Annotated in this window: 10 protein-coding genes; 8 read left to right on the forward strand and 2 right to left on the reverse strand. The window is 35.5% G+C overall.

Annotation, left to right across the window (positions count from 1 at the left end):
* Positions 1-396: 396 nt before the first annotated feature.
* Both K5X82_12985 and K5X82_12990 read left to right on the forward strand, forming a co-directional pair.
* Positions 397-1,728 (forward strand): hypothetical protein, encoded by a 1,332-nt coding sequence (locus K5X82_12985; GenBank protein ID QZT36183.1) that lies wholly within the window; start codon positions 397-399, stop codon positions 1,726-1,728.
* Positions 1,729-1,730: 2 nt separating this feature from the next.
* Positions 1,731-2,516, forward strand: a complete 786-nt coding sequence (locus tag K5X82_12990) for a histidinol-phosphatase (protein QZT36184.1) — start codon at positions 1,731-1,733, stop codon at positions 2,514-2,516.
* A 43-nt stretch (positions 2,517-2,559) separates the two neighbouring features.
* On the opposite strand, the gene K5X82_12995 is transcribed toward K5X82_12990, so the two are convergent.
* Complete coding sequence (locus K5X82_12995; protein QZT36185.1) at positions 2,560-3,531, reverse strand: OmpA family protein; 972 nt, start codon at positions 3,529-3,531, stop codon at positions 2,560-2,562.
* A gap of 292 nt (positions 3,532-3,823) precedes the next feature.
* Between K5X82_12995 and dxs the strand changes: the two genes are divergently transcribed.
* The 5 genes from dxs (at position 3,824) to K5X82_13020 (ending at position 8,414) form a co-directional block, all read left to right on the forward strand.
* Complete coding sequence (gene dxs / locus K5X82_13000) at positions 3,824-5,725, forward strand: 1-deoxy-D-xylulose-5-phosphate synthase (protein QZT36186.1); 1,902 nt, start codon at positions 3,824-3,826, stop codon at positions 5,723-5,725.
* Positions 5,726-5,734: 9 nt separating this feature from the next.
* Positions 5,735-6,883, forward strand: coding sequence for a HAMP domain-containing histidine kinase (locus tag K5X82_13005; protein ID QZT36187.1), 1,149 nt, complete (start codon positions 5,735-5,737; stop codon positions 6,881-6,883).
* A 170-nt stretch (positions 6,884-7,053) separates the two neighbouring features.
* Positions 7,054-7,626, forward strand: a complete 573-nt coding sequence (locus tag K5X82_13010; GenBank protein QZT36188.1) for a DUF177 domain-containing protein — start codon at positions 7,054-7,056, stop codon at positions 7,624-7,626.
* Between the two features lie 11 nt (positions 7,627-7,637).
* A complete protein-coding gene (gene rpmF / locus K5X82_13015; protein QZT36189.1) occupies positions 7,638-7,823 on the forward strand; it encodes a 50S ribosomal protein L32 in 186 nt (61 codons plus the stop codon).
* 207 nt (positions 7,824-8,030) lie between these two features.
* Positions 8,031-8,414 carry a polymer-forming cytoskeletal protein gene (locus tag K5X82_13020; protein ID QZT36190.1) on the forward strand — a complete coding sequence of 128 codons (384 nt, stop codon included), beginning with the start codon at positions 8,031-8,033 and terminating at the stop codon, positions 8,412-8,414.
* A 175-nt stretch (positions 8,415-8,589) separates the two neighbouring features.
* Here the strand turns inward: K5X82_13020 and K5X82_13025 are convergent, their stop codons facing one another.
* A complete protein-coding gene (locus tag K5X82_13025; GenBank protein ID QZT36191.1) occupies positions 8,590-10,299 on the reverse strand; it encodes a Na/Pi cotransporter family protein in 1,710 nt (569 codons plus the stop codon).
* Positions 10,300-10,558: 259 nt separating this feature from the next.
* Between K5X82_13025 and K5X82_13030 the strand changes: the two genes are divergently transcribed.
* Positions 10,559-12,970: an MMPL family transporter gene (locus K5X82_13030; GenBank protein ID QZT36192.1), complete on the forward strand. Its 2,412-nt coding sequence runs from the start codon at positions 10,559-10,561 to the stop codon at positions 12,968-12,970.

The raw sequence follows: 12,970 nt of genomic DNA on the forward strand, positions 1-12,970 counted from the left end.
TATACTTTTTAGGTAATATGCAGTGTCTCCATTATGGGAAGAGGAACCTCTTCCCGACATCATTGCCCTTTGGGAACAGAGAAGTTAAGCCCTACCGTACCGATGGTATTGCAGAGATGGACGAGAGTAGGTCGCCGCCATTTTACAGAGAACCGATTCTTGTTAAAAGATTAGATTTTTATTGGTGATAATATCATTATGTAGATATCTATATCTGATATTTTAGTGTAATATGTTGTTGTGATATGGGTTGTTATACTTTTATTCTATAGTATAATATTTTTTTGTTTTTTTAGGAGTCCATTGCCTATAGTTCTATACTGTGCTTTTATTGTTATATGATATATTCTTTGTTACTTTATTGTAGAAATTGTCATATTTGAAATAACAACAACCATGAACTCTATACTACGTATACTTTTAATTATAGTGCTATTCATAAACGCAGTTGGTGTATATGCTAGACCGACTACAAATGATAGTGAAAGTTTATTCCATTACTATAACTCTAATGAGGTATTAGATTACACCGGTATAATCAAAAAAGCTGGTCAATATCATCTATTTTATACAGAGAGAATGTTAGATGGTGAGAAAAAAACAATTGTATTAAAACAAGCTGTTTCTGAGGATCTATACCATTGGAATGAAGAGGAGTTAAACAATTCTCCATTCTCAGTTCATGATACTATAAAGTGGGGGATATTTACAGATGATGCAAAGATGTTAGGTGCTTCTCCAGAAGTCTATTTACTAGAGATAAAAGATGATTTTTTTCAATTAAAAGTTCTTGATGAAGATAAATGGGAGCGTGTTGATAAAACCTTTTCTATATCGTCTGTTGACCTTACGACAGTTTCATTACCCGTTTTAAAATGGAGTATGATAATAAAAAAATGGGTTTTGACTCTAACTGATTTAAAGAGTAATGATGTTAAAATATATACGTCGCAAGATTTAGAGCAGTGGGATAATACTTGTGTAATTAAGGAGGATTGTTCAAGATCTGAAATGTTTGAGAAAGATGGAAAAACATTCTTCATGTTATCGAATAATATCTATGAAGTAGATCTCACGAAGAGAGGTCAAGATTGTATTATTGCTAGAAGACATTTAGACTATGGAGGAGGATATAATCAGACATTAGTTACTAATATTAATGATGAGACGGTATTGATGGGAGGGATTTCTGTCGATAATTACAATCAAGATGGCAGTTCATTGAAGCTTTCTTCTCCAAGAAGGATGAACTATAGAGAGGGTAAATTCTTTTATGCTCCATACTTACAAGGTTTATCAAAAGAGAAAGGTGTATCACGTGATGATAAGAAACTAATTCCAGGGCTTGGCAAGAATATACTTAGTGGCAAATTCGGTGATGCCTATGTTTTAGAAGGGAATATCAAATATGATGAAGTGTCTTCTTATGGATTCCTATTCAAAGTGGGGTCAAAAAGTTCTGGTTATGAGTTAAGATATTATAAGAAACAAAATATATATCAATGTACGGGTGGTGAAATGGCTGTTAAACCAGTTGTAGATTATGCTAAAGTACTTGTTGTTGTTGATAATGGTTTTATTGATTTCTATTATGGTGATGGTTCTAAAGTGATGAGTATATCTGTTGACTATACTCATAAAGCATCTAAGATTATTCTTTTCCATCAGGGAGGTGAGCTTTATGTGAAAAATATTAAAGTAAACCCATTGTCATTTAAAAAGAAATAAGGATGATTTTTGATTATCATATTCATACAAAATATTCAGATGGGGTGGCCACTCATCAAGAAATTATTGATAAGGCTGTAGCATTGGGAGTCGATGAAATAGGTTTTTCTGATCATTATGGATATTATCCCAACAATTGGACTACGAGTCGTGAATTACTATCTAAAATGGTGGAGGAGGTATTACTTCAGAAATCAAAACAAGATAAAATTAAGGTTTTATTAGGTCTAGAGGTAGATTTCTATCCTGATCGTATTGAAGAGACTAAAGAAGTTCTTTCAATGTATCCATTCGATTATATTATGGGTTCAGTCCATTTTATTAATGGAGATAATTTTGATTCTGATCCTCATCATCCGATTTATTCTAAATATGATATTAACCATTTATATGAGTTGTATTATGAGAATTTTGTTGCCGCAGTAAGATCTGGAATGTTTGATACCATGTCACACCCTGATTTAATTAAGAAATATAACTATTATCCTACAAAGGACTTTTCGACACTATATCGTGAAGTTGCTAAGGTATTGGTTGAAGAGGGTGTGATGGTAGAATATAATACGAGTGGATATAGTCGCCCTTGTAATGATTTTTTCCCTAGTGATGAAGTTACTTCTATATTTCTAGAAGAGGGTGTTCAGTTTACGATTGGCTCAGATAGTCACAAGTTAGATCATCTTCTTAGAAACTACGATTTAGCCAAAGAGCGTTTAATGGGGTTAGGATTAACGGAATTACACCGTTATAATTCTTCCCCTATCTTGTTGAAAAACTTTATCGTTTAAAAGATAAAAGCTGTCTTAATTGAAAATAAGACAGCTTTTAAATCTATCTTCCTTCGATGATTTCGAATAATTTCTGCATGTTTGGAGCAAGAATTATCTCTGTACGTCTATTCTTTTGCCTCGCTTCAGGTGTTTGAGAATGGTCGATTGGGTAGTATTTACTTCGACCCGCTGCAGTAATCCTTTTGGGATCGATGTCTTTGTCTTTAAGGATTTCCCTTGCCACAGATGTTGCTCTTAGAACACTTAGATCCCAGTTATCCTTAAACTGACTATCCTTCTTCATTGTTAAGTCATCGGTATGACCTTCAACGATAACTTGGACATTCTTATTTTGAGCTAAAACTTTTGCAAGTTTCTTAATTGCATCGCTTCCTTTGGTGTCAATATCATACTCTCCGACATTGAAAAGGAGTTGTTCTTCAAATGAAACATATACTCGTCCTTCTCTGTTCATAATGGTGATACCATTGTCAATATAGCCTAAAAGAGCATCTGCTAATTGAATTTTAATATTGCTTTGAATATTCTTTTGTTGTTCAATTAACTGTTGCATTTGAACGACCTCGCCGTCTTTCTGTTCCACCTTAAGCTTTTCAAGTCGTATATCTCGTTCTCTTTTTTCAAGTGTCTTATTAAGTCTTTCAAACTGATTAAGGTATTGATCAATTTGAGAATTAGTACCTGTTTGAATCTCTTTAATTTGTGCTCTATATTGAGCTATTCTTTTTTTAGAAGACTCATTCTCGAGACTAAGATTTCGGTTTTTCCAGTATAGTCTTGTTGTATCCTTGGCAAGCTGAGTTAACTTCTTTTTATCTTCATCACTTGTAAAACTCAGTTCTGCAATAGCTACATCCTTTTTATGGAGTTCTGTAGTTTTTTGTTTATTATCCTTTACTTCTTGATCATATTTTCCTTGTAGTTCATTATAAACTTTCTTTGTATAACACGAAGAGAAGATTAGGAGAAAACTGAGAGTGTAGAATAACTTGTTGACTTTTGAATTCATCATTTGTACCCCTTTAAATTATGTGTTCTGCAAATTTAATCTAATGTAAAAACAATTTTGCGTATAATATGTATAAATACTATCATAATGTATATATTGAAGAAGAATATTGGTATTTATTTTTGTGCATCAGATGCTTAAATTGATTTACAACTGATTAGAATCATGGTCTTAATTGAGAGATTTTATTAAAATAGATTAGTTTTGTAAATATTCACTGTATATGTTACTCTGCGATACTGCGGATAACTATCAGTTTTCAAATCAACTGTTTTCTGATTAATTAGATAAGAAATTGGAGAAAAATATACTATATACAATCAATAGCCCTGAAGATTTAAGGAGATTGAGCATTAAAGAGTTAGATGAGGTATGTAAAGAATTGAGAGAGTTCATACTAAAGTCAAATGCCGAGAATCCTGGTCATTTAGGAGCTAATTTAGGGGTTGTTGAATTAACAGTCGCATTACACTATGTTTATAATACCCCAGAGGATAAGCTTATATGGGATGTCGGTCATCAAGCATATGGGCATAAGATATTAACAGGAAGAAGAGAGACTTTTCACACAAATAGAAAGTATCAAGGTCTAAGCGGTTTCCCAAATCGTGAAGAGAGTATATATGATGCTTTTGGAGTAGGTCACTCTTCCACATCTATATCTGCCGGTTTAGGTATGTCTGTTGGAACTGCACTTTCGAAAGAAGATCGAAAGGTGGTCGCTGTCATTGGAGATGGATCTATGACAGGAGGTATGGCTTTTGAGGGATTAAATAATGCTGCCATCACGAAGTCCGATATATTAGTTGTATTGAACGATAACCAAATGGCAATAGACCCTAATGTCGGTGGCGTAAGTCAATATCTCGTTAATATGAGCACTTCTTCTGCTTATAACAAGTTGCGTAATGACGTTTGGAATCTTCTTGGTTCGATGAATAGCTTTGGTCCCAAAGCAAGAAAAATTGTTCATCAAACGCAATCGGGATTGAAATCAATGATTCTTAGAAGTAGCAATCTTTTTGAGGGATTAAACTTTAGATATTTTGGTCCTATCGATGGACATGATACTGAAAATATGGTTCGTATCATGAATGATTTAAAGAAAATCAAAGGGCCGAAACTTCTACATGTAATTACCAAGAAAGGTAAAGGATTTAAGCCTGCAGAAGAGGATCAAACAAAATGGCATGCAGCCCCAGGTAAGTTTGATACAGAGACTGGAGCTGTATTTAAGAGCCCTACAAACGAAGAGGTAAAGAGCCCAATAAAGTATCAAGATGTCTTTGGTGAGACAATTGTAGAGCTGGCCAAAGAGAATGAAGATATCGTAGGTATTACACCTGCAATGCCTACGGGTTGTTCTTTAAACAAGATGATGAAGGAGTTTCCTGAGCGAAGTTTTGATGTCGGAATTGCAGAACAACATGCCGTTACTTTCTCTGCTGGACTTGCATGTGAGGGAAAGATGCCCTTCTGTAATATCTACTCTTCATTTATGCAAAGGGCATATGATCAGGTGATACATGATGTTGCGTTACAGAATCTAGATGTTACTTTCTTTCTTGATAGAGGCGGATTCGTTGGTGCTGATGGAGCAACACACCATGGTGTGTTTGATCTTGCATACTTTAGAATAATACCCAATATGACTGTTGCTGCTCCGATGGATGAGTGGGAGTTGCGAAATATGATGTATACATACCAGAACAAGGGTTATGGCCCTGTGAGTATTCGTTATCCAAGAGGAAAAGGTGTTAAGATCGATTGGCAGAACAAAATGGAGAAAGTTATTCCTGGTAAAGGGAGACTTTTAAGAAAAGGTGAAAAGATAGCGGTCCTTTCTATAGGACACCCAGGTAATTTTGTTATTGATGCTCTTGACATTATCGAGTCACGTCATGGCATAAAGCTTACACATTATGATATGAGGTATGTCAAGCCATTAGACAAGGATATTTTAAATGACATTGCAACTTCGAATTATGATTATGTGATTACGGTTGAAGATGGTGTGATACAAGGTGGTTTTGGAACAGCTGTTTGGGAGGAGCTTTCGCTCACCTCATTTAAAGGCCGTATTATTCGATTAGGTGTGCCAGATAAATTTATTGAGCATGGAACCCAAGATGACTTATATCGCTTGAGTGGTTTTGATCGTGATGGAATTGTTCGTACTATTGAAGAAATAATTTAGGTAATCACTATGAGAAATAGACGGTTGTACAATCTGTTGATATTATTCTTATCTATCATTACTGGTTTTGGAACTTTATGGTTCACGCAGGTTCTAGTTGAGAGACTGAAAACAGAAGAACATCAAAAGGTACTTAATATTGCAGGTGCAACACGTTTGTTGTCTAATACGACCGTCTCATTTGACAATAACTACTCGTTTATTATTGATATTATTCAAAACAATGAGTCTATACCACTCATTGTTTTAGATGAAAATGACAATATTATTAACTCTCGTAATATCGATGATAAGTCACCCAAGATACTAGAGGTTGCTTTAGAAGAGATGAAACAGCATTATCCTCCTATTGAGATTCAATTGGTGGGAAATAAGAAGAATATCATCTATTATGATGATTCTATATGGTTGAAACGATTACGTTTTTTTCCGTATGTGCAGATCTTATTGGTGGGACTTCTTTTTATCGCATTTTGGTGGTTTTACCGAAGGCAAAATGCAATGGACAAACATCTTTTATGGGTTGGGTTGGCAAAAGAGACAGCTCACCAACTAGGAACTCCAATTAGTGCATTACAAGCTTGGTTAGACCTTTTAGAGTTGGAGGATGGAGCTGAGTCTATCTCAAAAGAGATGAGAAGAGATGTGATGCATTTATCTGCTATCGCAGAACGTTTCTCCATGATTGGGTCTGTACCATCTATGGAGGATTATTCGTTGGTAAAGCTCGTGGAAGACCGTATTGCATACTTCAAACCAAGAGCTCCCAAGAAAGTTCGCTTTATTCACTCTAACGATGAAGAGTTGGTATTTCCAATGAATAAAATATTGTTAGGATGGGTGTTTGAGAATTTAATTAAAAATGCATTAGACTCCATTGAAGGTTCAGGTGAGATTGTTTTTAGCTACGGTAAAGAAAAGGATCAGGTGTATATTGAGATAAAAGATAGTGGAAAAGGTATTCCATTAACAATGCAGAAGAAGATTTTTAACACTGGCTTCTCCACTAAACCTAGAGGTTGGGGTTTAGGTTTATCTTTAGCTCGTCGAATTGTGGAAGAATATCATGGTGGGCGAATAAGACTAATCAAAAGTGTTGAAAGTCAAGGATCTGTGTTTCGTGTTACTTTGAGGGCTAAGTCAACTACAGGGAACTAAGAATGTTAAAAAACAGTTGATGTCGTAATTTTGTAATTAAAATAAGGTCGTATCCATGGGCGATTATTGGAATAATTCCTCAAAAAGCTAAAAAAGAGACGAAAAGTATCGATTATTTTTCTTGAGTTCTCCAAATTTTTATACTTTTGCCCTGCTTTTAATATTTTGGTTTGAGACATTTATCTACATATAAGATTGTTTTTTCAGGATTGAAAGAAGGGATTCACGAATATGAATTTCTTCTAGATGACAAGTTTTTCTCTTTTTTTAAAGAGGGAGAAATTTTAGGTGGAAGTGTAGTGGCTAAGATTGTTTTTGAGAAAAGAACAAACCTTATGACGCTAAATTTCGATCTTCGTGGGAATGTAAGAGTTGTTTGTGATAGGTGTTTAGATGAATATGATCAGTATATTGAGAATGGATCCTCTCTCTTTGTTAAATTTGGAGACCCGAAAAGCAATATAGATGATGACATTATCTATGTTGACCCAGAAGAATACGAGTTAGAGCTTTCACAGTTACTATATGAGTTTGCAGCTTTGGCCTTACCATTTAGACATGTTCATCCTGAGAGTGAGGATGGGGAGTCGAAGTGTAATCCAGATATGTTAGACCGTTTAGATAGTTTTACGGGAGATTATGACGATGACGACTTTGAAGACCAAGAGGTCGAAGAAGAGTTGGAAGAGGAAATTGATCCACGTTGGAATGAATTAAAAAAGATATTTGATAATAAAGATTAAAGTTAAGAAAAATGGCACATCCAAAGCACAGAACATCAAAATCGAGGAGAGATAAGCGTAGAACGCATTATAAAGCGACTCCTGCGACAATCGCATCTTGTTCAAATTGTGGCGCTGCTGTGAAATATCACACTGTATGTGGAGAGTGTGGTCACTATCGCGGACAGTTAGCAATTGAGAAAGATATGGCTATCTAATGAAAGAGAATTTTCTTTCTTAGGTTGAAAGAAAAAATCCCTCTTTGGGATTTTTTTTTGTCTTTTTATGTAGGGTATCTTTGATATTTTATGGAATTGACTATTTTCCATGTCATTATATAACTATAATGTTTTTTTAGTCGTTTCACTTTTTGTAAATTGAACCCCACTATGGCAATATTTTCAAAATCAAAAAATACGAGTACAATGGCAAAGAATAATCAATTCGATAGTGCTGCTCTAAATACGTTAACACCTGACACCAAAATCGTTGGTGATATTGAGTCAATTGGTGATATACGATTTGATGGAACTCTAGAGGGAAACTTAGTCTCAAAAGGCAAAGTGGTTCTTGGAGGTAACGCGAAAGTTAAAGGACGTATTGAATGTAAGGTTGCTGATATATCAGGTCTTATTGAAGGTACTGTTGTTGCTACGGAGTTAGTAAGCCTACAAAAAAGTGCAAAAGTATATGGAGAGATCCATATGTCAAAGCTTTCTGTTGAACCAGGAGCAATATTCACAGGTAGCTGTAAGATGTCTTCGGATAGCAAAACTCCTGTGACGGATAAGAATACCAATGCAAAGTAAGAAAACCTCTTTAATAAGAATAAAGAGGTGGATATATTCTACTTTTAAGTAGAACACTTTTCGATCGACACAGGGGGGGTAGCTGGTATTATGCTTCCCCTTTTTCATGTCCAAAAAAAAAGAGATCTTAAAGAATAAACTTTAAGATCTCTTTCGTCTTGTAACAATATATTCTCTATTTCACTGTCTTTAGAGACTGTGTAACATTGATAATATAGTCTCCCATTTTCTCATATTCGGAGAAGATATCGTTATAGATAATTCCCACTTGATAGTCGTATACCTTATTCTCAAGGTTAATCAAGTGATCTGACTTAAGTATGTTTCTATAATTGTCGATTTCACGTTCAATAGAAAGAGCTTCTTCCATATTGACAGTATCGTCTGAAGAGATATTCTTTATCATAACAGCAATGGCATCATTGATATACCCTGACATGATAGAGATCTTCTTCTCAATCATCTCTGGAAAATCAAGTTTAAGGCCACGCTTACGATCGATATGACGTGCAATATTATTACATGAGTCTGCAATACTCTCAATGTTGTCAATTGCTTTGTAATAAGCACTAATTACCTCACTACTTCTTTCAGATAGTTTTGTTTCACTAACTTTAGTAAGGAATGTTGCAATTTCAAGCTCCATGTTATCACAAGAATCTTCGTACTTCTCTATTTTTGATAGTCGTTTAGAGTACCCTTTATCCTTTTCCTCTTTATATAGCTTTTCAAGGTGTTTAAACATCTTCTGAGTGATTTCAGCATAATGTACCATCTCTTGTTTTGCAACGTAAAGAGAGGCCTCTGGAGTGGAAAGAAGACCTGTTTTAATATGCTTAAGGTGAAATTCTTCGTCCTCCTGATCTTTGATTGGTGTTATTTTCGTAACAAAATCAGCGATAGGTTTTGTAAACCATATTAATACCAGCGTATTAAGTATATTAAACATCGTGTGATAGATCGAAAGTGCAATAGGCATCGCATGTTGCGTAGCCTCAATTGCTTCACCTGCACGTGGGAATGGAGACGTGACTCCTAGGAATCGAACAAGTCCGTCTAATACATGCATCGATGGATTAAAAAAGACAAGTGCTAATAGGACTCCTAGAACATTAAATACTAGATGTGCTCTTGCGGCCCTTTTGGCAGATGTATTGGCTACCATTGCAGCAAGATTTGCTGTTATGGTGGTACCAATATTCTGACCTAAAACCATTGCTGCAGCAAGTTCAAAAGAGATCCATCCCTCATTACACATCACCAATGTTAGTGCCATTGCAGCACTTGATGATTGTATTAAAATAGTCAGAACTGTTCCGATGAACATGAACATGAAAATGGCTGACATCGTCGGGTTGTTAAAGTCTTTCAAGAACTCTAACATCTGAGGATTCGAATTAATGTCTGGAACAGAGTGTTTAAGGAAATCCAATCCAATAAACAGTAATGAGAATCCAATAATCAGCTCGCCCCAAGATTTTCGTGACCTCTTGGATGAGAAGAGTAATGGAAGAGCAAGTCCAATTAACGGTAGAGAAATGGTACTCATGCTCATTTTGAACCCAAAATAGGTGATAATCCATGCCGTGACGGTCGTACCCACATTGGCACCCATGATTACCCCAATGGATTGCTTTAACGTTAAAAGTCCTGCATTCACAAAACTTACAACCATCACTGTTGTTGCTGATGACGATTGTACTAAAGAGGTAATAAGAACTCCAGTAAGAACTCCTTTTACGCGGTTAGATGTCATAGAGGCTAAGATGTCACGCATCTTGTTTCCTGCGACCTTCTGTAGAGATTCACTCATCAGTTTCATTCCATAAAGGAATAGTCCTAGAGACCCAACAAGTGTCAATACTTCTAATAGTCCGTAATTCATTGTGATAATGTTTTCTACTATATTATTTCTCGATCGCAAATGTAATTTTATTATATACAATACAATAGAAAAAAAATCATTTTTATCGGAGTAATATCATAAAATTTCAACTTATAGTAATGTTTATTTCTCATAATGTTAACATACCGATCTTTAAAAATATTATGACATTAGGGCTTCAGAAAGGTTCCTTTGTTGAATAAGTTTTATTCTCATTAAAAAAAACGTAATTTTGCTCTCCTATATTTATTAAACAATTATGTGGAAAAGAATTGCCCGTTTTATTTTGAAGAACCGAGTACTTCTATCGGTGTTGTTACTATTAATGACTGCCTTCATGGGCTATCAGGGACGAAACATACAGTTATCATATGAGTATGCTGCCCTTTTGCCAGAGAAAGATTCTGTATATCAGGAGAATCAGAGGTTTATTGAGACTTTTGGCGCAGGCTCAGATGTTATTGTCGTTGGGGTTAAAGATTCCATGTTTTATGACATAGAGCATTTAAGCTACTGGCGCAACATGTGTAGTGAACTTGAAAAAGTTCCTGGTGTTCTTGGGACACTTTCCATGGGAGATGTCTACACTTTGGATAAAAACAAAGAGAAAAAGTCGTTTGAAATACACAAAATATTCCCAAAGGATCTAACCTCACAAGAGGAGGTGGATTCGTTATCTAATATTGCCAACTCATTACCTTTCTTTAAAGGTCAGTTATATAACGACACGACACATGTTTACATGTTAGCGATCACGGTGGATAAAGCAGTGATGGCCTCTCCTGAGAGAGAAGTAATGGTAACCGACATCGTGAAGGTCTGTCATCAATATGAAGCGAAGACTGGAAAGAAACTTCACTATTCAGGCATGCCATATATACGAGTCATGACCTCTCAGCAGATTAAAAAAGAGTTCTTCTTATTTATTCTTTTTGCTCTAGCCGTAGTGGTATTGATACTATTCATATTCTTTAAAACAGTGAGGCAAGTTATTTTTCCTCTATTGGTTGTAACGACAGGAGTAATATGGACGGTAGGAACGATGTCTCTTTTAGGATATAAGATCACTTTATTGACAGGGATGATTCCGCCCTTATTAATTGTGATTGGAGTCCCGAACTGTATCTTCTTAATCAATAAATACCATAACGAATATATCAGTCATGGTAATAAGATGAAAGCACTACAACGTACGATCATTAAGATCGGTAATGCTACACTCTTAACCAATATCACTACTGCATCAGGTTTTGCAACCTTCCTAGTGACCTCATCAGATATCTTAAAGGAGTTTGGATTAGTTGCATCGCTCAACATCATTTCAATCTTTATGATTTCATTGATCATCATACCTGTTGGATTTAGTTTCATGGGACCACCACGTCCTAAAGACACTCGTCACCTTAATCGTAAAGCGATGAATGGAGTGATTGATCGTTTGGTTATTATCACCCTTAACTATCGAAAACAGGTATATATCGCATCTGCTGTAATACTTTGTATTGGGATATTTGGAATCTCAAAGATAAAGAGCACTGGATATATGGTGGATGATATTCAAACAGACAATCCAATATATGTCGATCTAAAGTTCTTCGAGTCAAATTTTAAAGGACTAATGCCTTTAGAGATTGCCGTAGAGACAAAGAAAAAAGGGAATATCATTAGTGGTTCTACTTTAGCAAAGATCGATAAATTTGAACGTACATTACAGAAGATGCCTGAGCTTTCTAAGCCTGTATCTATCGTTCCGTTGTTCAAATTTGCGAAACAGGCATACTATAATGGAAGTGAGAAATTCTACAAATTGCCGAGTAACTATGAACGGTCTTTTATATTGAGTTATGCACAAGGAGGCGGAGGTGATGAGTCCAGAATACACGCTTTCATGGATGAGAGTCGAAGCAAGGCTCGCATCAGTTTTAGAGTAAAGGATATCGGTACCGATAGAATGTTAGAGTTAGAACAGAAAGTCGATTCAACGGCATTAAAATACTTTCCAAAAGATAAATTCAATGTCACCGTTACTGGATCAAGTGTGGTCTTCACCAAAGGAACACAATATCTCGTTCGAAGTCTTTTTCAATCGTTGGGTCTTGCTATATTGTTGATATCCATCTTTATGGCATTAATGTTTAACAGTCGACGAATGGTCATCCTGTCTCTAATACCGAACATGATTCCTCTGGTGGTTACCGCTGCAATCATGGGCTATTTCAATATACCGATCAAAGCATCTACAATATTGGTATTTAGTATTGCTTTTGGTATATCAGTCGACGACACGATTCACTTTCTCGCGAAATATCGACAAGAATTAAAATATACTAACTGGAATATTGGGCAATCAGTAATTTTAGCATTAAGAGAAACAGGAGTGAGTATGATATATACCTCCCTCGTTCTATTCTTTGGGTTTGGCATATTCAGCTTCTCTAGCTTTGGAGGAACCGTAGCTTTGGGTATTCTAGTGTCATTAACGTTAATGGTGGCTCTTTTCTCAAACTTGATTCTTCTACCTTCTCTACTAATGGGACTACAGTCGTTTGCAACGACCAAGTACTTCGATGAGCCTTTATTGGACATCTTTGATGAGGAGATGGATATCGAGTTTGACCTATTGGAAATTAAGAAAATAGAGGAACCTTTAGACAAAAAAGAGAACCAATAG

The sequence above is a fragment of the Prolixibacteraceae bacterium genome (genome assembly GCA_019856515.1).
In the GTDB taxonomy this organism is placed as follows: Bacteria; Bacteroidota; Bacteroidia; order Bacteroidales; family Prolixibacteraceae; genus Halosquirtibacter; species Halosquirtibacter xylanolyticus.